Source organism: Caldimonas sp. KR1-144 (genome assembly GCF_049446155.1).
Classification (GTDB): Bacteria; Pseudomonadota; Gammaproteobacteria; order Burkholderiales; family Burkholderiaceae_C; genus Rivibacter.
In genome coordinates this window covers 253,439-277,365 of the sequence record NZ_JBMSEE010000008.1, presented here as the reverse complement: position 1 = coordinate 277,365, position 23,927 = coordinate 253,439, and the positions used below count along the sequence as shown (strand labels likewise).

Sequence of the window (23,927 nt, the reverse complement as noted above, 5' to 3'; positions counted from 1 at the left end):
GCCGCGTAACTCGCTACGCGCCCTGCGGGCGCTGCGCTCGAACAGACGCGTCGAGTCAGTTCACGATGCGCGCTGCGCGCGCCGCCCGCTTCGCTGCGCTCCTCGGCGCCTTCGAGGGGGCCCAACGGCAACTGCAACTTCAATACACCCCTGGGCGGGGTTGCGACCGTCTGGCTGGGGCCCCCTCGATGGCGCCGAGGAGCGCAGGGGGCGGGAGGTTGCCCCGCGCACAGCGCGGGGATGGCGAGGACTGTTTGAGCTCCGAGCGCAGCGAGGGCGAGTTCCGCAGCCACCTCCCGCTCCCGAGCACCGCAGGGCACCCGGCGCAGCCGGGCGCCTGAGCGGGGGTCGCCTTTTCTTTGCCTACTTTCTTTTGGCGAAGCAAAAGAAAGTAGGTCGGCCGCCGGGACGAAACCCCGGCACTTGCCCCGCAGGGGCAACGCCACCCGCAGGGTGGCTTCAACACGAGCAGAGGCACTCACCCCAGCTCCTGCGGGAAATACCTCACCACACAATCCACCGGATTCGGCGCCGCCTGCCCCAACCCGCAGATCGACGCATCCCGCATCACCTGCGACAAGTCGGCCAACAACGCACGATCCCAGCGATCCGAGGCGATCAGCTCCCGCACCTTCGCCGTGCCCGCGCGACACGGCGTGCACTGCCCGCAGCTCTCGTGCTCGAAGAAGGCCATCAGGTTGCGCGCAACGTCGGTCGCACGGTCGCGGTCGGACAGCACCACCACCGCGGCCGAGCCGATGAAGCAGCCATGCGGCTGCAGCGTGTCGAAATCGAGCGGCACGTCGGCCAGGCTCGCGGGCAGGATGCCGCCCGAGGCGCCGCCCGGCAGGTAGCCGTAGAGCGAGTGGCCTTCCAGCATGCCGCCGCAGTGCTCCTCGATCAGCTCGCGCAGCGTGATGCCGGCCGGCGCGAGCTTGACGCCCGGATCGCGCACGCGGCCCGAGACCGAGAACGAGCGCAGGCCCTTGCGGTCGTGGCGGCCGTAGCCGGCGAACCAGTCGGCGCCCTTGGCGAGGATCTCGGGCACCCAGTACAGCGTCTCGAAGTTGTGCTCCAGCGTCGGACGCCCGAACAGGCCGACCTGCGCAACGTAGGGCGGACGCAGGCGCGGCATGCCGCGCTTGCCTTCGATCGACTCGATCATCGCGGACTCCTCGCCGCAGATGTAGGCGCCGGCGCCGCGGCGCAGCTCGATCACCGGCACGTCGCGCATCGGCGGCTGCGCCTTCAGCGCCGCCAGCTCGCGCTCGAGGATCGCGCGGCAGCCGTGGTACTCGTCGCGCAGGTAGACGAAGACCCGGTCGATGCCCACCGCCCATGCGGCGATCAGCAGGCCTTCGAGGAACTGGTGCGGGTTGCGCTCGAGGTAGTGGCGGTCCTTGAAGGTGCCGGGCTCGCCTTCGTCGATGTTGACGGCCATCAGCCGCGGCCCGGGCTCGCTGCGCACGATGCGCCACTTGCGCCCGGCCGGAAAGCCTGCGCCGCCCAGGCCGCGCAGGCCCGAGGCTTCCATCGTCTTGATCACCGACTCGACGTCGCGCTCGCCGGCCACGCATTGCCGCAGCACGTGATAGGCGCCGCGCGCCTTGGCGGCTTCGAAGTCCAGGTAGGGCTCGGGCTCGTGGCGGCGCGTGCCGCTGTCGACCACCGCCTTCACCGAAGCCGGCGTCGCGTTCGGCACCGGGCACTGGTGCACCACCGCGGCGGGCGCCTGTTCGCAGCGGCCGATGCAGGGCGCTGCGATCACGCGCACCTCGGCGCCGAGGATCTGCGGCAGCTTCGCGAGCAGCTCGCGCGCACCGGCCAGCTCGCAGGCGATGCCGTCGCACACGCGCACGGTCAGTGCGGGCGCGGCGGCGTAGCGACCGTCGGCGGCCGGGCGCACGATCTCGAAGTGGTGATAGAAGCTCGCGACCTCGTGCACCTCGGCCACCGACAGGCGCATCAGCTGCGCCAGCCCGGCGAGATGGTCGGTGCGCAGCTGGCCGAAGCGGTCGTTGAGCACGTGCAGGTGCTCGATCAGCAGGTCGCGCCGCGACAGGTCGACGTTGCGGCCGAGCGCTTCGCGCACGTCGGCCAGCGTCTGCGCGCCGACCGGTTCGGGCCCGCTTTGGCGCGCGCGCTGGCGCACCAGATGGATGGGTTTCACCGGCGCATTCATGCAGCGCTCCTGGCTGGCCGGCCACGGACAAGGCCGATCTGTGCTGGGGAAAACATATTCACCGCGGATCGACATGCGACCCTTGCTCTCGATCAATGCGGCCTACGATAGTGCTCCCTGCGCAGCTCAATATGTCAGCATCTGCATATATGTGGCACATCCGGATCCGGCCGCAATGGCATATCGGTGCCGCCGGCGACGACGCCGGCAGCGGCGTCGACACCACCGCCCTGATCACGCTGCTGGCCGCCGTGCAGGAAACGGGCGCGATCGCGCAGGCGGCGCGATCGCTCGGCCAGTCGTACCGGCACGCCTGGGGCCAGATCAAGGCGGCCGAGGCGCTGTTCGGTCATCCGCTGGTGGTCGCCGGCCGCGGCCGCGGCTCGACGCTGAGCCCGCTGGCCGAGAAGCTGATCTGGGCCCAGCGGCGCGTCAGCGCGCGGCTGTCGCCGATGCTGGAGTCGCTGGCCTCGGAGCTGGAAAACGAGATCGAGCGCACGCTGCCGCGCGCGCCCTCGGCGCTGCGGCTGCACGCGAGCCACGGCTTCGCGGTCGCCGCGCTGCTGGAGCACCTGGAGGCGGGCAAGGTACCGGTCGAGCTGCGCTACCGCAACAGCTTCGAGTCGGTGGCGGCACTGGCGCGCGGCGAATGCGACATGGCGGGCTTTCACGTGCCGATCGGCGAGTTCGAAGCCGCCGCGGCGCAGCGCTACCGGCGCTGGCTGCGCGACGACGAGCACCGCGTGGTGCACCTCGCGGTGCGCGCGCAAGGCCTGTTCGTCGCGCCCGGCAACCCGAAGAACATCCGCTCGCTGGCCGACCTGGGGCGCCCCGACGTGCGCTTCGTCAACCGGCCCGAAGGCTCGGGCACGCGCATGCTGACCGAGCTCTTGCTCGACCGGCAGCAGCTCGCGCGCAGCGCGGTGCGCGGCTGGGACTCGGCCGAGTTCACGCACGCCGCGGTGGCCGCCTACATCGCCAGCGGCATGGCCGACGTGGGCGTCGGCGTGCAGACCGCGGCGCAGCGCTTCGGGCTCACCTTCTTGCCGCTGCTGCGCGAGCGCTACTTCTTCGCGGTGAACGCCCAGGCGCTGGAGGCCTCGCCGCTGCGCGAGGTGGTCGCGCTGCTGCGCAGCCCCGGCTACCGCAGCGCGGTCGCGGCATTGGCCGGCTACGAGGCCGGCGAGACGGGGCGCGTGCTGACGGTGCGCGAAGCGTTCGAGCGCTGACGGCGCGCGAGCGCCGCGCGCCACTCGTCAGCCGCGCTCCACGCGGCACTGGAAGCAATTGAACCTCGAGCGGATGTGCACGTAGGCGACGTCTTCGTTCGCCAGGATCTTCAGGCACTCGGCCTCGAGTTCGCGCCCCGGCACGACATTGGCCGTCTCGTAGCGGATCCAGTCGTTGCAGTCGTAGCCGCGCACGATGGCCGGCCGCAGGAAGGCGAACCACGACGGCAGGCGGTCGGCCTCGTAGCGCTCGCAATGCCGCTGGTGCAGGAAGATCGGACCGCTTTCGGCGTATGGCTGCAGGCCGTCGAACGGGCGATAGGACAGCACCAGCTTGCCGTCGCCCTCATCGATGCGCTGCAGGCAATGGCGGCAGGGATTGCCCTGCCCCTCGGCCACGCGCAGCAGCGCGGGCTGGCCATTGGCGTCGGCGCCACCGGCGCGGATGGCATCCACATGATCAGTCGGAATCCCTCGGACTAGCAGCTTCATCGGCGCTCCTGCGTTGCAAAGACGCTGCCGATTTCACGCTGGCTCAAAGGCCATTGCCGGTCGCTTTCGGACCTGCGATTCGACGCTCCCCGCCCGGCGCGCTCAGAGCTGGAACAGGCTCGTCGCCTCGAGATCCAGCACCTCGGCGCCGCGCTGGTTGAAGAGCTGCCAGCGCCAGCGCAGGATGCCCAGGCTCGGGTCCTTGCTGCCGCGGCGCGCCTCGACCACGGTGGCCTTCAGGCGCAGCGCATCGCCGGGGCGCACCGGGTGCGGCCACTTCACGTACTGCAGGCCGGGTGATGCGAAGGACTCCGAGCCTTCGAGGGCGGCCATCGCGACCAGGCGCATCGCGATGCCGCAGGTCTGCCAACCGCTGGCGATCAGGCCCTCGAAGCGGCCCTTCGCGGCGCGCTCGACGTCGGTGTGGAACCACTGCGGGTCCCAGCGGTTCGCGAAGTCGAGGATGTCGCGCTCGCTGATCTCGTAGGGGCCGGCCTCGATCACCTGGCCGGCGTGGAACTCGGCGAACTTCATCGCGTCGCGGCGCCGGGGAAGGCCGCCGCGCGCTTGTCCTTCACCGCTTGCAGGCCCTCGCGCGCATCGGCGCCGGCAAAGCCGAGGATCTCGTGCGCGAGCGAGGCTTCGAACGCGGGGATCAGGAGGCGCAGGCTGTGGTTGATCGTGCGCTTGGTCGCCGCCAGCGCGGTCTGGCTGCCGGCGGCCAGGCGCTGCGCGATGTCGCGCGCGGTGGCTTGCAGCGCATCGGGCTCGACCGCCAGGCTCACGAGGCCGATGCGCTCGGCCTCGGCGCCGCTGACCGTCTCGCACAGCAGCAGGTGGTACTTGGCCTTGGCAACGCCGCAGAGAAACGGCCAGATCACCGCGGCGTGGTCGCCGGCGGCGACGCCGAGCTTGGTGTGGCCGTCGATGATCTTGGCGGTGGTGGCCGCGACCGACACGTCAGCGAGCAGCGCGACCGCGGCGCCCGCGCCGACCGCCGCGCCGTGGATCGCGCTGACGATGGGCTTGTCGCAGTCGATCATGCCTTGCACCAGTTCGCGCGCTTCGCGCAGCACGCGCCAGCGCGTCGCCTCGCTGGCGAGCAGGTCCTCGACCAGATCCGTGTGGCCGCCGGCGCAAAAGCCCTTGCCCTCGCTGCGAACGAGGATGGCGCGCACGCCGGGATGCGCATCGAGCCGCGACCAGATGCGCGCGATCTCGGCATGGCCGCGCGCGTCGGTGACCGGCATCGTGCCGGGCGCGCCGAGGATCACCTCGGCGAGGCCGTCGTCGCCGATCTCGACGCGAAAGTCCGTGGTGTCGACCGCAAACGGCGCCGTCATGCCGTGCGCTCCTGCAGGCGGCGGCACGCGAGCCACGGGCTGGTGCGGTAGCGCTCGCCGCCGTAATGCGCCGCGAGCGCGCCCAGCAGCTCGACGACGCGCGCGGTGCCGACCTGGTTCAGCCACTCGAACGGACCGGCCGGGTAGTTGACGCCGAGCTTCATCGCGGTGTCGGCCGCGGCCGGGTCGCACACGCCCTGCTGGACCGCGTCGGCCGCCTCGTTGACCAGCATCGCGACCGTGCGCGCGACCACCAGGCCCGGCGCGTCGCCGATGCGCAGCGGCTCGAAGCCGGCCGCGGCGATCGCTTGCGCGACCTCCTGCGCAAAGGCCTCGCTCGCGCCTTCGGCGACCGCGTAGGCAAGCGCACCGCCGGGGCCGATGGCCCAGTCGAACACGGCCACGTCGCGCTGCCGCGTCTCGGCCGCGACCTGCTGCGCGGTGCGGCCATCGGTGAGCACGAGCTGCGCGCTCGCCGCCACGTCGCCGCGGCGCGAGGCGGCGGGCTTCGCGGCCGGCGCGCCGTTCGCGTAGTCGTAGAAGCCGCGGCCCGATTTGCGGCCGAACAGACCGCCGTCGACCAGCTCGCGCTGCACCAGGGAGGGCACGTAGCGCTTGTCGAAGTAGTTGGCCGCGTAGACCGACTCGGTCACCGCGTAGTTGACGTCGTGGCCGATCAGGTCCATGAGCTCGCACGGGCCCATGCGAAAACCCGCCGCGCGCAGCGCCGCGTCGGCCTGCTCGGGCGTGACATAGCCCTCATGCAGCAGCGCCAGCGTCTCGGCGTAGTAGGGCCGCGCGATGCGGTTGACGATGAAGCCCGGCGTCGACTTCGTGTGCACCGGCACCTTGCCCCAGGCCTTGGAGAGCTCGAAGATCGCGTCGGCCACCCCACGCTCGGTGCGCAGGCCCGAAACCACCTCGACCAGCTTCATCAGCGGCACCGGGTTGAAGAAGTGCATGCCGACCAGGCGCTGCGGCGCCTTGAGGTCGCGAGCGATCGCGGTGACCGAGATGGAGGAGGTGTTGGTCGCAAGCACCGCGTCGGGCGCGACGATGCCCTCGAGCTCGGCAAACAGCTTTCGCTTCACCTCGAGGTTCTCGACGATGGCCTCGACCACCAGCTTCGCGTCAGCCAGTTCGGCGATGGCCCGCGCGGGCTCGATGCGCGCGAGCGTCGCGCTGGCGGCGGCGGCATCGAGCTTGCCCTTGGCCACCAGGCCGTCGAGCGTGGCGGCGAGCTTGGCCTTGGCATCGGCCGCGGCGCCCTCGCGCGCGTCGTGCAGGCGCACGCGGTGGCCGGCCTGGGCGGCGATCTGGGCAATGCCGGTGCCCATGGTGCCGGCCCCGATGACGGCGACGGTTGCGCCGGAAAGAGATGTGCTGCTCATTTGCTGCTGCGGATCCAGGCGGCGGGCCGCTTGGCGAGGAAGGCGGCAAAGCCTTCGCGCGCCTCTTCGGTGCCCCGCACGCGGGCAATGGTTTGGGCGGTGAGTTCGCGCACCTGCGGCGTGACCGGGCCTTCGCCAAGCTGCGCGAACAGCTGCTTGATCTCGCCCAGGGCGCGGGGGCCATTCTGGCCGAGCTGAAGCAGCAGGCCGTCGACCGCCTCGTCGAGCGCCTCGACCGGCACGACGGCATGCACCAGGCCGATCGCCAGCGCCTCGGCGGCCGGGATCTGCGCGGCCGTCAGCGCAAGGCGCTTCGCGTGGCGCTTGCCGACCGCATTGATCACGTAGGGCCCGATCACCGCCGGCAGGATGCCGAACCGGGCCTCGCTGACCGCGAAGCGCGCGTTGTCGGCCGCGACCGCGAAGTCGCAGGCGCACACCAGGCCGACACCGCCGCCAAGGGCCACGCCTTGCACGCGCGCGATGGTCGGCTTGGGACAGCTCGCGATGCGATCGAGCATGCCGGCAAAGCCGCGCGCGTCTTCGAGGTTCCATTCGAACGAGGCCTGGCTCGCGCGCTGCATCCACTGCAGGTCGGCGCCGGCCGAGAAGGCCTTGCCAACGCCTGCGAGCACGATCGCGCGCACGGCCTCGTCGGCGGCCAGCGCGTCGAAGGCCTGGCCGAGCTCGGCGATCATGGTCTCGTCGAAGGCGTTGAACACGTCGGCGCGCGACATCGTCACGCGCGCGACGCCGTCGGCCGACCGGTCGACGGCGATCGTCTTGAAATCGCTCATGTCAATAGGTCTCTAGGTGCAGGCGCCCCTCACGCTTGAGCGCCGCGGCCAGCGTTTCCCACCCGAGCCCATGCTGCTGCGCCACGTCGCGCAGCGCGATCACCACGCCTTCTTCCATGCTCTTCAAGCCGCAGACGTAGAGGTAGGTGTCGGGGCTCTTGAGCAGCTCGGCGAGATCGGCCGCGCGCTCGCGCATCAGGTCCTGCACGTAGCGCTTGGGGGCGCCTTGCGTGCGCGAGAACGCGAGGTTGATGTCGATGAAGTCCTTGGGCAGGTTCTGCAGCGGCCCGAAGTAGGGCAGCTCCTCCTTGGTGCGCGCGCCGAAGAACAGCATCAGCTTGCCGCCTTCGAACTTGCCGCTTTGGCGCAGGCGCCGGCGCCACTCGGTCATCGCGCGCATCGGCGCGCTGCCCGTGCCGGTGCAGATCATCACGATGTTCGAGCGCGGGTGGTTGGGCATCAGGAAGCTCGAGCCGAACGGCCCGATCACCTGCACCGTCTCGCCGACCTTGAGGTCGCACAGGTAGTTGGAGGCCACGCCGCGCACCGGTTTGCCCTGGTGGTCCGCGACCACGCGCTTCACGGTGAGCGAGAGGTTGTTGTAGCCCGGGCGCTCGCCGTTGCGCGGGCTGGCGATCGAGTACTGGCGCGCATGGTGCGGCCGGCCCGAGGCATCGGTGCCCGGCGGCACGATCGCGATCGACTGGCCTTCGAGCACCGGAAAGGGCATCGCGCCGAAGTCCAGCACGATGTGGTGGGTCTCGTTCTCGGTGCCCGACTCGTTGACGCGGAAGTTGCCGACCACGGTGGCCGTGGTGGGGTTCTTGGGGCCGTAGAGGTTGGTGTAGGCATGCGCGGCCGACCACGGCGGCAGCGTCGCGCCGTAGCTCGACGAGTTGAACGGCACCTCGCCGCTCACCGCGGCGGGCAGCGACGGTGCCGCGGGCGTTTCGACCTCGGCCAGGGCCGATTCAGCGACGCCTTCGGCCGCCAGCTGCTCCGGCGTCAGCTCGGGCGGCAGCGTGTCCCAGCCGAGCTGCTCCTCGATCGAATAGGCGCGCAGCTTGGGCATCGTGCGCCAGTTGTCGATCGATCCCGTGGGGCACGGCGAGATGCAGGCCATGCACAGGTTGCAGATCTCGGCATTGACGACGTAGTTGCGGTCGTCGTGCGTGATCGCGTTGACGGGGCAGGTGGCCTCGCAGGTGTTGCAGCGGATGCAGATCTCGGGGTCGATCAGGTGCTGCTTGATCACCTTGATGTCAGTGGCCATGTCCATGGCGGTCTCCTCTGGTGCTCTCTCCCGAAGAGAGCACCTTGCATTTGCTCCCTCTCCCTCCGGGAGAGGGTTGGGGTGAGGGTACAGCGCGGCACCGGCCCTCACCCCCGCCCTCTCCCCCGCGGGGGAGAGGGAGTTCATCGGTCAATTGAATCGGACGTACTCGAAATCGATCGGCTGGCGGTTGATGCCCATCACCGGCGGCGCGATCCAGTTGGCGAACTTGCCAGGATCGACCACGCGGCCCATCAGCGAGGCGACGAAGGCGCGGTCCTCCGCGCTGGGCAGCCATTCGCGCTCCTTGCCCGCCCAATCGGCCTCGCTCACGACGCGACCTTCCGGCGAGACCTTCACGCCGGCCAGCGTGCCGATGCGGCGGTTGAAGGCCTTGTGCGGCGCGACCAGCTTGAACGGCAGGCCGGCCTTCTCGATCACCTTGTTCCAGCGCGCGACGCCGGCGATGGAGTCCTTGATGTAGTCGTCGCGCAGCACTTCGTTGAGCGCGTTGAGCATCGGCACCTGCTTCTCGACCAGCTGGCCGTCCTGCACGGCGAGGACGGGGTAGGTGCGCCCGTGCAGCTTGTGGTCGTCGTCGCGCTTGGTCTCCTCGTAGCGACCCTTGAGGCCCGAGTTGTAGAAGATCGCGGCGTTGCTCGATTCATCGGCGCCGAACAGGTCGATCGTCACCGAGAAGTGGAAGTTCAGGTAGCGCTGGATCGTCGGCAGGTCGATCACGCCGGCGGCACGGATCTTGGCCGGGTCGTCGGTCTTGAGCTGGTTCATCACCTCGCAGGTGCGCTGGATCACGCGCGAGACGCCGCTCTCGCCGACGAACATGTGGTGGGCTTCCTCGGTCAGCATGAACTTCGTGGTCCGCGCGAGCGGATCGAAGCCCGACTCCGCGAGCGCGCACAGCTGGAACTTGCCGTCGCGGTCGGTGAAGTAGGTGAACATGTAGAACGAGAGCCAGTCGGGCGTCTTCTCGTTGAACGCGCCGAGGATGCGCGGGTTGTCGGCATCGCCCGAGTTGCGCTGCAGCAGCGCCTCGGCCTCCTCGCGGCCGTCGCGGCCGAAGTACTTGTGCAGCAGGTAGACCATCGCCCACAGGTGGCGGCCTTCCTCGACGTTGACCTGGAACAGATTGCGCAGGTCGTACATCGACGGCGCGGTCAGGCCCAGGTGGCGCTGCTGCTCGACCGAGGCCGGCTCGGTGTCGCCTTGCGTGACGATGATGCGGCGCAGGTTGGCGCGGTGCTCGCCGGGCACGTCCTGCCAGGCGGCCTCGCCCTTGTGCTCGCCGAAGTTGACCTTGCGGTCGGCCTCCTGCGGGTTCAGGAATATGCCCCAGCGGTAGTCGGGCATCTTGACGTGGCCGAACTGAGCCCAGCCCTGCGGGTCGACGCTGATCGCGGTGCGCAGGTAGACGTCGAAGTTGTGCGAGCCCTCGGGCCCCATGTCGCCCCACCAGTTGAGGAAGTTGGGCTGCCACTGCTCGAGCGCGCGCTGCAGCGTGCGGTCCTCGGCGAGGTTGACGTTGTTGGGGATCTTCTCGCTGTAGTTGATGCCGGACATTGTGGTTCCTTCGTTGAACTCAGTCGCGGGCTTCGAGCCCGCTCCTTCGCCGATCGCTGCGCTGGTCGATCCCCGGGAACGGGGCCCCTCGCCCTTCGCTTCGCTCTCTAAACGCGATTCACATCGAACTGGGCCTTCTCGCCCTTGCCGTAGACCTTCAGCGCGCCCTTCTCGCCGACGGCGTTGGGGCGGATGAAGATCCAGTTCTGCCAGGCCGACAGGCGCCCGAAGATGCGCGTGAGCATGTTCTCGGGGCCGTTGAAGCGCAGGTTGGCTTCCAGGCCGGTCAGCGCGTCGGGCGACATCGCGGCGCGCTCTTCCACCGCGAGGCGGATCTCGTCAGCCCAGTCGATGTCGTCCGGCGCGGCGGTCACGAGGCCGAGCGCGAGCGCGGCGTCGGCATCGAGCGGCTCGCCCTGCTTCGCGCGCACCGCGTCGATCGCGGCCGCGTCGTCGTAGAAGCGGCGCGCCAGGCGCGACTGGCCGGTGATCATCGGCAGCAGGCCGAAGTTGGCCTCGCCGACGGTGAGCCTGGGCGCGTGCGCCTCGTCGTCCGGCAGCGCGAGCGCATAGGCGCGGTCGGCCGCGAGCGCCAGCTCGAGGAAGCTGCCCGCGAAGCACGAGCCCGGCTCGATCAGCGCGAACAGCGTGCGCGAGGAGACGTCCAAGCGCTCGAAGGTGCGGCGCAGCAGACCGATGGTCTCGCGCACGAACCAGTGCTCCTGGTGGACGATCAGCGAGCGGTCGGCGGCCAGCACGGCTTCAGAGTCGCCCTCGGTCTTGAGCAGCCAGGTACCCAGGTCCGGCTCGTTGGTGCGCAGGTGCAGGATCGCGTCGTCGAGCTCGCGCGCGAACTGCAGCGGCCACCACGAGGCGCCGGCCGCGACGATGCCGGCCACGTCGGTCGGCAGCGGCTTCGTCGGCGCCTTGGCGATGATCGACACGGCACGCTTGGCGCGATCGATCTGCACGTCGACGGTCGCGTAGTGCACGCCGGCCGCATCGACCGTGCGCTCGATCGGCGTGAGCTTCACGCCCTTCTCGCCGGCCGCCGGGCCGGGGCGCTTGGTCTGCGCGGCGAGCGCGAGCGCGCGGTCCTTGACCGCCTGCTGGAACACCGCCGGCTTGGCGATCGCGTCGACCAGCTTCCAGTCCACGGCCTTCTGGCCGCGCACGCCTTCGACGCTGGTGCAGAAGATGTCGGCCAGGTCGTGGCGGACCTTGCGCTTGTCGGTCACGCGGGTCAGGCCGCCGGTGCCGGGCAGCACGCCGAGCAGCGGCACTTCGGGCAGCGAGACCGCCGAGCTGCGGTCGTCGACCAGCAGGATCTCGTCGCAGGCCAGTGCCACCTCATAGCCGCCGCCGGCGCAGGCGCCGTTCACCGCGGCCAGGAACTTGAGGCTGCCCGAGCGGCTGGAGTCCTCGAGGCCGTTGCGCGTCTCGTTGGTGAACTTGCAGAAGTTCACCTTCCAGGCGTGGCTCGACAGGCCCAGCATGAAGATGTTGGCGCCCGAGCAGAAGATGCGGTCGCGCCCGCTGGTCAGCACCACGGTCTGCACCTCGGGGTGCTCGAAGCGCAGGCGGTTCACCGCGTCGTGCAGCTCGATGTCGACGCCCAGGTCGTAGCTGTTGAGCTTGAGCTTGTAGCCGGGGCGGATGCCGGCGTCTTCGGCGACCGTCATCGTCAGCGTCGCGACCGCGCCGTCGACGGTGTAGGCCCAGTGCCGGTAGCGGCTCGGCTCGGTTCGGTAGTCGACCGGCGGGGCGGCGAGAGCGGCCGATTCGGCAGGGCTGGTGGCGTTCATGCGGGTCTCCTGGGCTTCAGCACCGAATGCACGATGCTGCACGTGAATCAATGAACTGCACGATAGTGCATGCATTGATCCATGTCAAGCCGCGGCGGAATGCCGTTACGTTTGACTCAGCGCAGCGCTTGGCCCGTGGCGCGGCGCACCGCCTCGCGCAGTCCGCCGAAGGCGGCGGCGAGGTCCTGGCCGCTGGTCGAGAAGCTGAGATCGGCCTTGGCGTAGAAGGCGGCGCGCCCGGCGAGGATGCGCTTGAGGTCCTCCATCGCCTCCTGGTTGCCCGACATCGGGCGCAGGTCGCCCTGCGCGACGACGCGCTGCATGTGCTCCTCGGGCGAGGCTTGCAGCCAGACCGTGAAGCAGTGCTGCAGCAGCAGGCCGAACGTGGCCGCATCGGAAATGATGCCGCCCGGTGTCGCGATCACTGCGTCGGGGTAGAGCTCGATGGTCTCTTCCAGCGCGCGACGCTCGTAGCGGCGGTAGGCGCTGGGGCCGTAGAGGTTGTGGATCTCGCTCAGCGAGCAGCCGGCCACGCGCTCGATCTCGCGGTTCAGCTCCACGAAGGGCACATCCAGGTCGTCCGCGAGCATCTGCCCAAGTGTGGACTTACCTGCGCCGCGAAGCCCAACCAGTGCGATGCGCCGCAGCCGAGCCGCGTCGCGCGGCGCGCTGCCGAAGAGCTGGTTGAGTGCGATCCGCGCGCGCTGCAGCTCCGCCTCGCTGCGCCCGTGCAGCAGGTCGCGGATCAGCAGCCATTCGGGCGAGGCGGTGGTTTCGTCGCCGAGCAGCTCGGCCAGCGAGCACGACAGCGCCTGCGCCACCTGACGCAGGATCAGGATCGAGGCGTTGCCGACGCCCAGCTCGAGGTTGGCCAGGTGCCGCTCGGAGACACCGGCGCCTTGCGCCAGCGCGCGACGCGTCAGCCCCTTGCGGGCGCGCAGCAGGCGCACGCGTTCGCCCAGGGCGCCGAGGAAGGGATCGCGCTCCGATACCCGGGCCGCCTCGGCTTCGTCGCGACCGGCCGCGGGCACGACGCCCGGCAGCGGGACGACATTGGAGCTGTCGGAATCGGACATAAGGGCGGCGGAAACGGGGACGGCGATCAAACGGGGGTTTACCCGATACATGCACTATAGTGCTTGACCGAGATCAACTCGTGCGCTAATTTTCATCCCGCTTCCGGGGAAAGGCAAATTTCCTCGGCTGTCAGCAACCCTTACGCGGCGCCGGCTCGGCGGCCGCGGCCAGCCGGGCCGACAGGTCCGCCAGCTTCGAGAGACCGCCCATGAGTGCCGCCGCGCGCGAATCCTTCCAGCAATTGATCGCCGGCATCACGGCCGAGATCGCCGACCGCCCGCTCGACGCGGCGCTGGCGGCCGATCTCAACGCCCGTCACGGCGCCGGCAGCGAGACCTACCGCCAGGTTTTCGAGGCCTGCCGCGCCGCGGTGGCCGAAGGCTGGATGTGCGAACGCGAAGGCGGGGGCATCCGCTACGGCCGCGTGATCAAACCCACGCCAGCGCTGCACGGCTTCTCGGTCGACGTGGTCGACATGCAAGACATCGCCGGCCCGCACCACGAGCACCCGAACGGCGAGATCGACCTGCTGATGCCGCTCGAAGGCGAGGCCACGTTCGACGGCCAGCCGGCCGGCTGGATCGTCTACGGCCCCGGCAGCGCGCATCGCCCCACGGTGCGCCAGGGGCGCGCACTGGTGCTCTACCTCCTGCCCGAAGGCGCCATCCGATTCACCGGGCGCGAATGAACTTCGCCCTCACCCCCGCCCTCTCCCGCACGCGGGAGAGGGAGCAAACCACTTCCTCGCCCCCGGCACGGGGGAGAGGGCTGGGGTGAGCGGGCCGCTGCACAAGCCTGATCCATCCACCATGACCGAACTGCTCCCCAACATCGTCGCCGGCCGGCGCGTCCTCGGTACCGGTACCGGCACCGTGCTGCGCGATCCCGTGACCGCCGCCGAACTCGTGCGCGTCTCGCGCGAAGGCCTGGACCTCGACTCCGCGTTCGCGCAGGCACGCGATGTCGCCGGCCCCGCGCTGCGCGCCGTCAGCTACGGCCAGCGCGCCGCGCTGCTCGGCGAGATCGCCAAGATCCTGCAAGCGAACCGCGATGCCTACTTCGAGATCGCCACCGCGAACTCGGGCACGGTGCAGGCCGACTCCGCGATCGACATCGATGGCGCGATCTACACGCTGTCGCAGTACGCCAAGTGGGGCGCGGCGCTCGGCGACGCGCGCGCCCTGCTCGACGGCCCGCGCGCCTCGCTTGCCAAGGACGGCGTGTTCGCGAGCCAGCACGTGCTGCAGCCCACCCGCGGCGTGGCGCTCTTCATCAACGCGTTCAACTTCCCGGCCTGGGGCCTGTGGGAGAAGGCCGCGCCGGCGCTGCTGGCCGGCGTGCCGGTGATCGTGAAGCCGGCCACCGCGACCGCGTGGCTCACGCAGCGCATGGTCGCCGACGTTGTCGATGCCAGGCTGCTGCCCGAGGGCGCGCTGTCGGTGATCTGCGGCTCGAGCGCGGGCCTGCTGGATCGGCTGCAGCCTTTCGACGTGCTGAGCTTCACCGGCTCGGCCGAGACCGCCGCGCTCATCCGCACGCACGAGGCGATCGCGCGCCGCTCGGTGCGCGTGAACATCGAGGCCGACAGCCTCAACAGCGCGCTGCTGCTGCCAGGCGAGGCCGCCGGCAGCGAGACTTTCGAGCTGCTGGTGCGCGAAGTGGCGCGCGAGATGACGGCCAAGTCCGGCCAGAAGTGCACCGCGATCCGCCGCGTGCTGGTGCCCGAGCAGCTCTACAACGCGACCGCGCAGGCGATCGGCGCACGGCTTTCCGGCATCACGGTCGGCAACCCGCGCAACGCCGCGGTGAAGATGGGCTCGCTGGTCAGCCGCGAGCAGTTCGACCACGTGCTCGCCGGACTGGAAGCGCTGGGCGCGCAGACCGAGCGCCTGTTCGACGGCACGCGCGCGCCGCTGATCGATGCCGACCCCGCGGTCGCCGCCTGCCTGGGCCCGGTGCTGCTCGGCACGCGCGATGCGGACGCCGCCGCGCGCGTGCACGACACCGAGGTGTTCGGCCCGGTGTCCACGCTCGTGCCCTACCGCGACCTCGACCATGCACTCGCATTGATCCGCCGCGGCGAGGGCTCGCTGGTCGCCTCGCTCTACGGCAGCGACGACGCCGCGCTGGCGACAGCCGCGCTGGCGCTGGCCGACACGCATGGCCGCGTGCATGCGATCTCGCCGGCCGTGGCCAAGACTCACACCGGCCACGGCAACGTGATGCCGCAGTCGCTGCACGGCGGCCCCGGCCGCGCCGGCGGCGGCGAGGAGCTCGGCGGCCTGCGCGCACTGAACTTCTATCACCGCCGCGCGGCGGTGCAGGCCGCGGCGGGCGTGCTCGACCGCCTGGCCGCCGCGCCCTGGGCCTGAGTCCGCGGCGCAAGACGAGAACGAGGAGACAACGATGCCCCACCTGCCCCCGCCGCCGCCCGAGCGCTTCAACTTCGCGGCCCATGTGTTCGCGACCAATGCGAAGCGCGGTGCCAAGACCGCCTACATCGACGACGCCGGCACGACCAGCTATGCCGAGCTCGAGGCGCAATCGCGCCAGTTCGCCGGCGCGCTGCTCTCGCTCGGCCTGCGCCGCGAGGAGCGCGTGCTGCTGCTGATGCACGACTGCAGCGACTGGCCGGTGGCCTTTCTCGGCAGCCTGTGCGCCGGCGTCGTGCCGGTGTGCGTGAACACGCTGCTGCCGGCTGCGGACATCGCCTACATGCTGGCGCACAGCCGCGCGCAGGCCGCCGTCGTCTCGGCCGCGCTGCTGCCGACGCTGCAAGCCGCGATGGAAGCCGGCGGCCACGAGGTGCGCGAGATCGTCGTCTCGCGCGCCAGCGGCGCGCTGCCGGCAGGCGCGCACGACTTCGCTTCGCTGGTCGCCGCCAGCGCGCCGGCCGAGGCCGCGAACACCCATGCCGACGACGCCGCGTTCTGGCTCTATTCGTCCGGCTCGACCGGCCGGCCCAAGGGCACGGTGCACACGCACGCCAATCCCTACTGGACCGCCGAGCTCTACGGCAAGCCCATCCTCGGCCTGCGCGAGGACGACATCTGCTTCTCGGCCGCCAAGCTGTTCTTCGCCTACGGCCTGGGCAATGCGCTGACCTTCCCGCTCGCGGTCGGCGCGACCGTCGTGCTGATGGCCGAGCGGCCGACGCCCGACGCGGTGTTCAAGCGCCTGGTCGAGCAGCGGCCGACGGTCTTCTTCGGCTCGCCGACGCTGTTCGCCGCGATGCTGGCCTCGGCGAACCTGCCCGCGCGCAAGAGCGTGGCGGTGCGCATGTGCTCGTCGGCCGGCGAGGCGCTGCCGCGCGACCTCGGCGAGCGCTTCACCGCGCACTTCGGTGCGCAGATCATCGACGGCATCGGCTCGACCGAGATGTTGCACATCTTCCTGTCCAACCGCCCCGGCGACGTGCGCTACGGCACCACCGGCAAGCCGGTGCCGGGCTACGAGGTCGAGCTGCGCGGCGAGGACGGCCGCGCCGTGCCCGACGGCGAGATCGGCGACCTCTTCATCCACGGCCCCAGCGCCGCGCTGATGTACTGGACCAACCGCGAGAAGTCGCAGTCCACCTTCCTCGGCGGCTGGACCAAGAGCGGCGACAAGTACGTGCGCGACGCCGAGGGCTACTACACCTACGCCGGGCGCAGCGACGACATGCTCAAGGTCAGCGGCCAGTACGTCTCGCCGTTCGAGGTGGAGGCCACGCTGGTGCAGCACCCCGCGGTGCTCGAGGCCGCAGTGATCGGCGTCGCCGACGAGGCCGGCCTCACGAAGACCAAGGCCTACGTCGTGCTCAAGCCGGGCGGCACGCCGACGCCCGCGCTGGAGCAGGAGCTCAAGGCCTTCGTGAAGGACAAGCTCGCGCCGCACAAGTACCCGCGCGTGATCGAGTTCGCCGCCGACCTGCCGAAGACGGCGACCGGCAAGATCCAGCGCTTCCGGCTGCGCGAGCGCAGCGCGGGCGGAGCCGGCGCATGACGCAGGCCACGCTCGCCGAAGGCCTGCGCTTCGTCGAGGTCGCGTGGGGCGGCCGGCGCGACCGCATCGAGCACGAGTGGATCGCGCCGCAGAGAACGAGTGCGCCGCTGGTCGTGTTCCTGCACGAAGGGCTGGGCTCGGTCTCGATGTGGCGCGACTTCCCGCGGCGCTTGTGCGACGCGCTGGGCTGCCGTGGCCTGGTGTTCTCGCGCTGGGGTTACGGCCGCTCGACGCCGCGCGATGCGAACGAGCACTGGCCGGTCGACTTCATGCACCGCCAGGCGCGCAAGTTCCTGCCGGCGTTCTTCGCGGCGCTCGGCCACGACACCGCCGTCGACAAGCCCTGGTTTTTCGGCCACAGCGACGGCGGCTCGATCGCGCTATTGCACGCCGCCGCGTTCCCCGAGCGCGTGGCCGGGCTCGTCGTCGCGGCGCCGCACGTCCTCGTCGAGGACTTGTCGGTCGAGAGCATCGCGCAAGCGCGCACGGCCTATCTCGAGACCGACCTGCGCGACAAGCTCGCGCGCCATCACGCCGACGTCGACTCCGCGTTCTGGGGCTGGAACGACATCTGGCTCGACCCGGCGTTTCGCAACTGGAACATCCGCGCCGAACTGCCTTCGATCACCTGCCCGATCCTCGCGGTGCAAGGCGAGGACGACCAGTACGGCACGATGGCGCAGATCGACGGCATCGCCGCCGCATTGCCTGCGGGTCAGTGCCAATTGTTGAAGCTGCCTCGCTGCGGACACTCGCCGCACCGGGACCAGCCCGACGCGGTGATCGAAGCCGCGAAGAGCTTCATTCGCGCGGCCCGCTGAGCCGATCGAACGACACCCCCTCGAGCGACAACACACCAGGAGACAAACATGCAACGACGCCACGCCTTCGCCACTCTGGCCGCCGCGGCCCTGTTCGCCATCGGCGCCACCGGCGCGCATGCGCAAGGCGCCAAGGTCAAGGTCGGCTTCATGCTGCCCTACACCGGCACCTACGCCGCGCTGGGCAACGCGATCGAGAACGGCTTTCGCCTCTACGTGCAGGAGCAAGGCGGCAAGCTCGGCGGCCGCGAGATCGAGTTCGTGAAGGTCGATGACGAGTCCGATCCCGCCAAGGCCACCGACAACGTCAACAAGCTGATCAAGCGCGACAGCGTGGACGTGATCGTCGGCACCGTGCACTCGGGCGTCGCGATGGCGATGGCCAAGGCCGCCAAGGACAGCGGCACCCTGCTCATCGTGCCCAACGCCGGCGCCGACGCGGTGACCGGCCCGATGTGCGCGCCGAACATCTTCCGCAGCTCGTTCTCGAACTGGCAGCCGGCCTACGCGATGGGCGAAGTGGCCGCCAAGCGCGGCCACAAGAAGGCGATCACGATCACCTGGAAATACGCCGCCGGCGACGAATCCGTCAACGGCTTCAAGGAGGCCTTCGAGAAGAACGGCGGCCAGGTCGTCAAGCAGCTCACGCTGCCCTTCCCCAACGTCGAGTTCCAGGCGCTGCTGACCGAGATCGCGGCCGCCAAGCCCGATGCGGTGTACTCGTTCTTCGCGGGCGGCGGCGCGGTCAAGTTCGTCAAGGACTACGCCGGCGCCGGCCTCAACAAGAACATCCCACTCTACGGCCCCGGCTTCCTGACCGACGGCACGCTCGAGGCGCAAGGCGATGCGGCGCAAGGCATGCTGACCACGCTGCACTATGCCGACGGCCTGAACACGCCGCGCGACAACGCCTTCCGCCTCGCCTACGCCAAGGCCTACAAGCTGCAGCCCGACGTCTACGCGGTGCAGGGCTACGACGCCGCGCAGATGCTGGGCATCGGCCTGGGCGCGGTGAAGGGCGACGTGAGCAAGAAGGCCGAGTTCGCCGCCGCGATCGAGAAGGCCAAGATCGACAGCCCGCGCGGCGCGTTCACGATCAGCAAGGCCCACAACCCGGTGCAGGACATCTACCTGCGCAAGGTCGACGGCAAGGTCAACCAGGTCAGCGGCGTCGCGGTCAAGGGTCTCGCCGACCCGGCCCGCGGCTGCCGCATGTAAGGCGGCTTGCGCTCATGAACGAAGGCGCGCTGTCGCAGCGCGCCTTTTTTGACCCGATGTGATGGACCTCGCCACCTTCTTGATCCAGTGCCTGAACGCGGTTCAGTACGGGCTGCTGCTGTTCCTGGTCGCCAGCGGCCTGACGCTGATCTTCGGGATCATGGGCGTGATCAACCTCGCCCATGGCAGCTTCTACATGATCGGCGCCTACATGGCCTACGCGCTCGCGCCGCTGGTCGAGCGCTGGCTGGGCGGCGGCTTCTTCGTCACGCTCCTGGTCGGCATCCCGCTCGCGGTGCTGCTGGGCTATGTGCTCGAGTGGGTGTTCTTCAGCTACCTCTACGAGCGCGACCACCTGCAGCAGGTGCTGATGACCTACGGCCTCATCCTCGTATTCGAGGAACTGCGCAGCATCCTGCTCGGCGACGACGTGCACGGCGTCGCGCCGCCGGCGCTGCTCGCCGGCAGCGTGCCACTTGGTGACCTGATGACCTATCCGGTCTACCGGCTCTTCATCTCGGCGGTGTGCATCGCGGTCGCGGCCGGCATGTACTTCGTGATCGCGCGCACCCGGCTGGGCATGCGCGTGCGCGCCGGTGCGAGCAACCGCGAAATGGTGCAGGCGCTCGGCCTCAACATCCGCTTGCTCTATCGCATCGTGTTCGCGGTGGGCGTGGCGCTCGCGGCGCTGGCCGGGATGATCGCGGCGCCGGTGAGCTCGGTGTATCCGGGCATGGGCGGCCAGGTGCTGATCATCTGCTTCGTCGTGGTGGTGATCGGCGGCATCGGCTCGGTGCGCGGCGCGCTGCTCGCGGCCTTGCTGGTCGGCTTCGTCGACACCTTCGGCAAGGTGTTCTTTCCCGAGGCGGCGGGCGTGCTGGTCTACGTGTTGATGGCCGCCATTCTTCTGTGGAAGCCCGAGGGCTTGTTCAAGGCGGCGTGAGGACGAGATGCTGAAGAACCTGACGCTGTCGCAGCTGCTGCCGGTCGTGGTCGGCGTACTGCTGTTCGCGCTGGTGCCCATGCTGGGCAGCAGCTTCTACACCGACCTCGCGGTCAAGATCATGGTGCTGGCGATCTTCGCGCTGAGCCTGGAGCTGCTGGTCGGCCAGGTCGGACTGGTGTGCCTGGGTCATGCGGCCTTCTTCGGGCTGGGTGCCTACGTGGTTGCGCTGATGTCGCCGCAAAGCGAGGCGGCGTCGCTGTGGCTGGTGCTGCCAGCCTCGCTGCTGGCGGCCGGCGCCTATGCGGCGATCGTCGGTGCGCTGACGCTACGCACGCGCGGCATCTACTTCATCATGGCCACGCTGGCCTTCGCGCAGATGGCCTACTACGTGTTCCACGACACGCCGGTCGGCAAGGGCAGCGACGGCATCTACCTGTACTTCAAGCCGAGCACGGCGATCTTCGGCTGGCAGCCGCTGGATCTGGAGAACCGCGCCACGTTCTATTACGTGGTGCTCGCGTGCCTGGTGGCGTGCTTCGTCGCGCTCGCGCTGCTGCTGCGCAGCCGCTTCGGCCGCGCGCTCGCGGGCATCCGCGTCAACGAGCAGCGCATGCGCGCCGCCGGTTTCGCGACCTACCCGTACAAGCTCGCGGCCTTCGTGCTCGCGGCGATGGTCGCGGGACTCGCAGGCTTTCTCTACGCGCTCAAGGACGGCTTCGTGAACCCCGAGATCCTGAGCTGGCACCAGAGCGGCGCGGTGCTGATGATGATCATCCTCGGCGGCCTGGGCCATCTGCGCGGCGCGGTGCTGGGCGCCATCGTCTTCACGCTGCTGCAGGAGCTCTACCAGTCGCAGGCGGTGTTCGGCAGCTTCTCGAAGCACTGGCAGCTGATGCTGGGGCTCACGATCATCGTCGCGGTCGCGGCGCTGCCGCGCGGACTGATGGGGCTCGGTGAACGACTGAGAAGGACACCGGGCGCGCCGCGTTCGTCGACGGCAGCAACCGCTTCCGCACCGGCTCCGGAGGCCCACGCATGAGCGCCACTCCCTGGCTCGTCGCGCACGAGCTCACGCGCCGCTTCGGCGGCCTGGTCGCGGTGGACCGCGTCTCGCTCGAGATCGAGCGCGGCACGGTGCACGCGGTGATCGGCACCAACGGCGCCGGCAAGTCGACGCTGATCAACGTGCTGTCGGGCGAGATCGCGCCGACGAGCGGCAGCGTCAAGCTGCTCGGCGACGACGTCACCTCGCTCAGCCAGCCGCGCCGCGCGCAGGCGGGCCTCGGTCGCAGCTACCAGCGCAACACGATCTTCCCGTCGTTCACCGTGCTCGAGAACTGCCGGCTGTGCGCGCAGTCGCGCCTGCAGCGCCCCTGGGACTGGTGGAGCGCCGCGCGCGGCTGCCGCACCAGCACCGGGGCCGCCGAGCGCGCGCTCGAGCAGACCGGCCTCGCGCCCTTCGCGCATGCGGTCGCCGGCGCGCTGTCGCACGGCCAGAAGCGCCAGCTCGAGATCGCGATGTGCCTGGCGACCGCGCCGAAGGTGCTGCTGCTCGACGAGCCGCTGGCCGGCATGGGCGCGGAGGAGACCGACCGCATGCTGGCGCTGCTCGCGCAGCTGAAGGGCGGGCACGCGATCCTGCTGGTCGAGCACGACATGGATGCGGTGTTCCGCATCGCCGATCGCATCACGGTGATGGTCAACGGCCGCGTGATCGCGAGCGACACGCCGGCCGCGGTACGCGCGAACCCGGAAGTTCAAACGGCGTATCTCGGAGAGCACGCATGAGCGGCGCAGCGTTGATCGAGGTGCAGGGCCTGCACACGCACTACGGCGCGAGCCACATCCTGCACGGCGTCGATCTCTCGATCGCGCCGGGCGAGTCGGTCGGCCTGCTGGGGCGCAACGGCATGGGCAAGACCACGCTGATCCGCTCGATGCTGGGCCTGGTGCGGTCGAGTGCCGGCACGGTCCGCGTGCGCGGAACCGATGCCACGCGCGACGCGCGCACGCTGCGCGCCGACCGCATCACCGCGCGCGGCATCGGCTACGTGCCCGAAGGGCGCGGCATCTTCCCCAACCTCTCGGTACGCGAGAACCTGGTGATGGCCGCGCGCGCCGGCGTGCGCGGCCAGCGCGACTGGACTTACGAGCGCGTGCTCGAGACCTTTCCGCGCCTTGCCGAGCGGCTCGACCACGGCGGCCAGCAGCTCTCGGGCGGCGAGCAGCAGATGCTGTCGATCGGCCGCGCGCTGATGACCAACCCCGACGTGCTGATCCTCGACGAGGCGACCGAAGGGCTCGCGCCGCTGATCGTGGCCGAGATCTGGCGCATCCTCGGGCGCATCCGCGCCACCGGCATCGCCTCGTTGGTGGTCGACCGCAACTACCGCGCGGTGCTGGCGCACACCGACCGCTGCGTCGTGCTGGAGAAGGGTCGCATGGTGCTCGAAGGCAGGAGCGACGCGCTGGCGGCCGACGACGCGGCACTGCACCGGCACCTGGGCGTCTAGGGTCTGCGCCGGCGCTAAGCCTCGTTGGCGTCGAAGCTCTGCCGCAGGCGCCGGTAAAGCAGCCCGCGCGAAACACCGAGCTGGCGCGCAGCGCGCGACACGTTGCCGCCGCAGGCGGCGAGCGTGCGCTCGATCAGCACGCGGTTGGCGTCGTGCAGCGACGCGGCAGGGCGCTCCGGCTCGGGCGCCTGCGCCACCGGCTCGGCCGTTGGCGCAGGCGCGGGCAGGCCCATCGTGACGGCCACGCGGCGCGGCGCCGCCTCACCGGTCGGCTGGGATTCGAGCCACAGGCCCAACCCGCTGGGCAGGCGGTGCGGCGACGCGGGCGAGCCGGCCAGCGCAAGTACGCGGCCGAGGTCGAGCCCGAACACCTCTTCGACGCAACGGCCGATCGGCGACTGGCGCGCGTTGCCCACCAGCGCCGCGCCGGCCGCGTTGACCCACGCGATGTGGCCGTCGGCGCCGATGGCCGCCAGGCCCTCGTACGGCGTGTGCAGCAGCGGCGCCACGGTCGAAAAGCGCAGCAGCACCGCGTCGCGCGTCTGCGCGATCAGCAGCCGGTTCTCGATGCCGGCGGCGTGGGTGGCAATCAGCGACGCGGCATCGAAGCGAAAGGGCTCGCCCTCGCGGGTCACGTCGAGCACGCCGACCACCTCGCCGCTCACGTTGCGGATCGGCGCGGCGGCACAGAAGAACGGCGTCACGCTGCTGAAGAAGTGCTCGGCACCGAGCACGGTGACCGCTTCGCCGCTGCGCGCGACGAGGCCGGGCGCGTTGGTGCCCAGCCGCGCTTCGCCGAGATCGACGCCGACGCGGCTGGCCACCGAGAGCGCGCTGTGCGGATCGGCGTCGGCGCAGCGGGTCACGTGCACCACCACGCCGTCGCGGTCGGTCAGCAGCGCGCGGCAGCCGGTGCCGGCGAGCACCGCCTCGAGCTGCGCCAGCTCGCCGTCGGCGGCCTGCAGCAGCGCGCGGCTGCGCGTGATGGCGCTGTGCGCCCGCGCGCGCGTGACCATCTCGAAGCCGATCGGCTCGCTCGGGCGCATGCGCGCGCCCAGGCAGCGCGACCACGACTGGATCACCGCCTCGGAGACCAGGCCCGAGGGCCGCACGCCGTCCTCGAAGAAACGCTCGCGCGCGAGTGCGATGCGCTGTGCGCGCGTGGCGAAGAAGGGGCCGGCAGGCGATGCTGCGTGGCTGGACGACGAGGTCATGGCTGCGCCTTTCGGCCGCCAATCTGTCTTGAAGCGGAACAGTTGAGCGCTAGGGAAACTACCC

21 protein-coding genes are annotated in these 23,927 nt (G+C 70.3%); 10 read left to right on the top strand and 11 right to left on the bottom strand.

Annotated features, from left to right (window positions below; genetic code table 11):
- Nucleotides 1-478: 478 nt before the first annotated feature.
- On the bottom strand, nt 479-2,182 hold the full coding sequence (locus ACO2TI_RS18950; RefSeq protein WP_423286733.1) for an NADH-ubiquinone oxidoreductase-F iron-sulfur binding region domain-containing protein: 1,704 nt from the start codon (nt 2,180-2,182) through the stop codon (nt 479-481).
- A gap of 149 nt (nt 2,183-2,331) precedes the next feature.
- Between ACO2TI_RS18950 and ACO2TI_RS18945 the strand changes: the two genes are divergently transcribed.
- Nucleotides 2,332-3,411, top strand: a complete 1,080-nt coding sequence (locus ACO2TI_RS18945) for a substrate-binding domain-containing protein (RefSeq protein WP_423286732.1) — start codon at nt 2,332-2,334, stop codon at nt 3,409-3,411.
- A gap of 27 nt (nt 3,412-3,438) precedes the next feature.
- Here the strand turns inward: ACO2TI_RS18945 and ACO2TI_RS18940 are convergent, their stop codons facing one another.
- The 9 genes from ACO2TI_RS18940 to ACO2TI_RS18900 form a co-directional block, all read right to left on the bottom strand.
- Entirely contained in the window at nt 3,439-3,903 is a 465-nt protein-coding gene (locus tag ACO2TI_RS18940; RefSeq protein WP_423286731.1) for a DUF1203 domain-containing protein, read from the bottom strand.
- 102 nt (nt 3,904-4,005) lie between these two features.
- Entirely contained in the window at nt 4,006-4,437 is a 432-nt protein-coding gene (locus ACO2TI_RS18935) for a MaoC family dehydratase (protein ID WP_423286730.1), read from the bottom strand.
- A complete protein-coding gene (locus ACO2TI_RS18930; RefSeq protein ID WP_423286729.1) occupies nt 4,434-5,246 on the bottom strand; it encodes an enoyl-CoA hydratase/isomerase family protein in 813 nt (270 codons plus the stop codon). Before ACO2TI_RS18930 ends, ACO2TI_RS18935 begins: the two co-directional genes overlap by 4 nt.
- The gene (locus ACO2TI_RS18925; protein WP_423286728.1) at nt 5,243-6,637 is read right to left on the bottom strand and encodes a 3-hydroxyacyl-CoA dehydrogenase NAD-binding domain-containing protein; all 1,395 of its coding nucleotides are present in this window, start codon (nt 6,635-6,637) and stop codon (nt 5,243-5,245) included. The genes ACO2TI_RS18930 and ACO2TI_RS18925 overlap by 4 nt, the downstream gene beginning before the upstream one ends.
- Nucleotides 6,634-7,434, bottom strand: coding sequence for an enoyl-CoA hydratase-related protein (locus ACO2TI_RS18920; RefSeq protein WP_423286727.1), 801 nt, complete (start codon nt 7,432-7,434; stop codon nt 6,634-6,636). Before ACO2TI_RS18920 ends, ACO2TI_RS18925 begins: the two co-directional genes overlap by 4 nt.
- Nucleotide 7,435: 1 nt before the next feature.
- Nucleotides 7,436-8,713 carry a benzoyl-CoA 2,3-epoxidase subunit BoxA gene (gene boxA / locus ACO2TI_RS18915; protein WP_423286726.1) on the bottom strand — a complete coding sequence of 426 codons (1,278 nt, stop codon included), beginning with the start codon at nt 8,711-8,713 and terminating at the stop codon, nt 7,436-7,438.
- A gap of 144 nt (nt 8,714-8,857) precedes the next feature.
- Nucleotides 8,858-10,285 (bottom strand): benzoyl-CoA 2,3-epoxidase subunit BoxB, encoded by a 1,428-nt coding sequence (gene boxB, locus ACO2TI_RS18910; RefSeq protein ID WP_423286725.1) that lies wholly within the window; start codon nt 10,283-10,285, stop codon nt 8,858-8,860.
- Between the two features lie 107 nt (nt 10,286-10,392).
- Nucleotides 10,393-12,090, bottom strand: a complete 1,698-nt coding sequence (gene boxC, locus ACO2TI_RS18905; protein WP_423286724.1) for a 2,3-epoxybenzoyl-CoA dihydrolase — start codon at nt 12,088-12,090, stop codon at nt 10,393-10,395.
- Between the two features lie 116 nt (nt 12,091-12,206).
- The gene (locus ACO2TI_RS18900; RefSeq protein WP_423286723.1) at nt 12,207-13,166 is read right to left on the bottom strand and encodes a helix-turn-helix transcriptional regulator; all 960 of its coding nucleotides are present in this window, start codon (nt 13,164-13,166) and stop codon (nt 12,207-12,209) included.
- A 209-nt stretch (nt 13,167-13,375) separates the two neighbouring features.
- Between ACO2TI_RS18900 and ACO2TI_RS18895 the strand changes: the two genes are divergently transcribed.
- From ACO2TI_RS18895 to ACO2TI_RS18855, 9 genes are all read left to right on the top strand, one after another.
- Nucleotides 13,376-13,855, top strand: coding sequence for a DUF4863 family protein (locus tag ACO2TI_RS18895; protein ID WP_423286722.1), 480 nt, complete (start codon nt 13,376-13,378; stop codon nt 13,853-13,855).
- Between the two features lie 121 nt (nt 13,856-13,976).
- On the top strand, nt 13,977-15,539 hold the full coding sequence (locus ACO2TI_RS18890; RefSeq protein ID WP_423286721.1) for a 3,4-dehydroadipyl-CoA semialdehyde dehydrogenase: 1,563 nt from the start codon (nt 13,977-13,979) through the stop codon (nt 15,537-15,539).
- Between the two features lie 34 nt (nt 15,540-15,573).
- Nucleotides 15,574-17,151: a benzoate-CoA ligase family protein gene (locus ACO2TI_RS18885; RefSeq protein ID WP_423286720.1), complete on the top strand. Its 1,578-nt coding sequence runs from the start codon at nt 15,574-15,576 to the stop codon at nt 17,149-17,151.
- Nucleotides 17,148-17,972 carry an alpha/beta fold hydrolase gene (locus ACO2TI_RS18880; protein WP_423286719.1) on the top strand — a complete coding sequence of 275 codons (825 nt, stop codon included), beginning with the start codon at nt 17,148-17,150 and terminating at the stop codon, nt 17,970-17,972. Before ACO2TI_RS18885 ends, ACO2TI_RS18880 begins: the two co-directional genes overlap by 4 nt.
- A gap of 48 nt (nt 17,973-18,020) precedes the next feature.
- Entirely contained in the window at nt 18,021-19,190 is a 1,170-nt protein-coding gene (locus tag ACO2TI_RS18875; RefSeq protein ID WP_423286718.1) for an ABC transporter substrate-binding protein, read from the top strand.
- Between the two features lie 61 nt (nt 19,191-19,251).
- Nucleotides 19,252-20,133, top strand: a complete 882-nt coding sequence (locus ACO2TI_RS18870; protein ID WP_423286717.1) for a branched-chain amino acid ABC transporter permease — start codon at nt 19,252-19,254, stop codon at nt 20,131-20,133.
- Between the two features lie 7 nt (nt 20,134-20,140).
- The gene (locus ACO2TI_RS18865; RefSeq protein WP_423286716.1) at nt 20,141-21,175 is read left to right on the top strand and encodes a branched-chain amino acid ABC transporter permease; all 1,035 of its coding nucleotides are present in this window, start codon (nt 20,141-20,143) and stop codon (nt 21,173-21,175) included.
- Nucleotides 21,172-21,924, top strand: a complete 753-nt coding sequence (locus tag ACO2TI_RS18860; protein WP_423286715.1) for an ABC transporter ATP-binding protein — start codon at nt 21,172-21,174, stop codon at nt 21,922-21,924. Before ACO2TI_RS18865 ends, ACO2TI_RS18860 begins: the two co-directional genes overlap by 4 nt.
- Nucleotides 21,921-22,649: an ABC transporter ATP-binding protein gene (locus ACO2TI_RS18855; protein ID WP_423286714.1), complete on the top strand. Its 729-nt coding sequence runs from the start codon at nt 21,921-21,923 to the stop codon at nt 22,647-22,649. Before ACO2TI_RS18860 ends, ACO2TI_RS18855 begins: the two co-directional genes overlap by 4 nt.
- A gap of 14 nt (nt 22,650-22,663) precedes the next feature.
- Here the strand turns inward: ACO2TI_RS18855 and ACO2TI_RS18850 are convergent, their stop codons facing one another.
- A complete protein-coding gene (locus ACO2TI_RS18850) occupies nt 22,664-23,863 on the bottom strand; it encodes a helix-turn-helix domain-containing protein (protein WP_423286713.1) in 1,200 nt (399 codons plus the stop codon).
- Nucleotides 23,864-23,927: the final 64 nt, after the last annotated feature.

Excerpts from the sequence above, each read along its gene's own strand:
- ACO2TI_RS18870 (WP_423286717.1), top strand. The coding sequence starts at position 19,252 with ATGGACCTCGCCACCTTCTTGATCCAGTGCCTGAACGCGGTTCAGTAC.
- ACO2TI_RS18875 (WP_423286718.1), top strand. The coding sequence starts at position 18,021 with ATGCAACGACGCCACGCCTTCGCCACTCTGGCCGCCGCGGCCCTGTTC.
- ACO2TI_RS18880 (WP_423286719.1), top strand. The coding sequence starts at position 17,148 with ATGACGCAGGCCACGCTCGCCGAAGGCCTGCGCTTCGTCGAGGTCGCG.
- ACO2TI_RS18900 (WP_423286723.1), bottom strand. The coding sequence starts at position 13,166 with ATGTCCGATTCCGACAGCTCCAATGTCGTCCCGCTGCCGGGCGTCGTG.
- boxA (WP_423286726.1), bottom strand. The coding sequence starts at position 8,713 with ATGGACATGGCCACTGACATCAAGGTGATCAAGCAGCACCTGATCGAC.
- ACO2TI_RS18945 (WP_423286732.1), top strand. The coding sequence starts at position 2,332 with ATGTGGCACATCCGGATCCGGCCGCAATGGCATATCGGTGCCGCCGGC.
- ACO2TI_RS18925 (WP_423286728.1), bottom strand. The coding sequence starts at position 6,637 with ATGAGCAGCACATCTCTTTCCGGCGCAACCGTCGCCGTCATCGGGGCC.
- ACO2TI_RS18940 (WP_423286731.1), bottom strand. The coding sequence starts at position 3,903 with ATGAAGCTGCTAGTCCGAGGGATTCCGACTGATCATGTGGATGCCATC.
- ACO2TI_RS18920 (WP_423286727.1), bottom strand. The coding sequence starts at position 7,434 with ATGAGCGATTTCAAGACGATCGCCGTCGACCGGTCGGCCGACGGCGTC.
- ACO2TI_RS18890 (WP_423286721.1), top strand. The coding sequence starts at position 13,977 with ATGACCGAACTGCTCCCCAACATCGTCGCCGGCCGGCGCGTCCTCGGT.
- ACO2TI_RS18935 (WP_423286730.1), bottom strand. The coding sequence starts at position 4,437 with ATGAAGTTCGCCGAGTTCCACGCCGGCCAGGTGATCGAGGCCGGCCCC.
- ACO2TI_RS18930 (WP_423286729.1), bottom strand. The coding sequence starts at position 5,246 with ATGACGGCGCCGTTTGCGGTCGACACCACGGACTTTCGCGTCGAGATC.
- boxC (WP_423286724.1), bottom strand. The coding sequence starts at position 12,090 with ATGAACGCCACCAGCCCTGCCGAATCGGCCGCTCTCGCCGCCCCGCCG.
- ACO2TI_RS18865 (WP_423286716.1), top strand. The coding sequence starts at position 20,141 with ATGCTGAAGAACCTGACGCTGTCGCAGCTGCTGCCGGTCGTGGTCGGC.
- ACO2TI_RS18855 (WP_423286714.1), top strand. The coding sequence starts at position 21,921 with ATGAGCGGCGCAGCGTTGATCGAGGTGCAGGGCCTGCACACGCACTAC.
- boxB (WP_423286725.1), bottom strand. The coding sequence starts at position 10,285 with ATGTCCGGCATCAACTACAGCGAGAAGATCCCCAACAACGTCAACCTC.
- ACO2TI_RS18895 (WP_423286722.1), top strand. The coding sequence starts at position 13,376 with ATGAGTGCCGCCGCGCGCGAATCCTTCCAGCAATTGATCGCCGGCATC.
- ACO2TI_RS18950 (WP_423286733.1), bottom strand. The coding sequence starts at position 2,182 with ATGAATGCGCCGGTGAAACCCATCCATCTGGTGCGCCAGCGCGCGCGC.
- ACO2TI_RS18850 (WP_423286713.1), bottom strand. The coding sequence starts at position 23,863 with ATGACCTCGTCGTCCAGCCACGCAGCATCGCCTGCCGGCCCCTTCTTC.
- ACO2TI_RS18885 (WP_423286720.1), top strand. The coding sequence starts at position 15,574 with ATGCCCCACCTGCCCCCGCCGCCGCCCGAGCGCTTCAACTTCGCGGCC.
- ACO2TI_RS18860 (WP_423286715.1), top strand. The coding sequence starts at position 21,172 with ATGAGCGCCACTCCCTGGCTCGTCGCGCACGAGCTCACGCGCCGCTTC.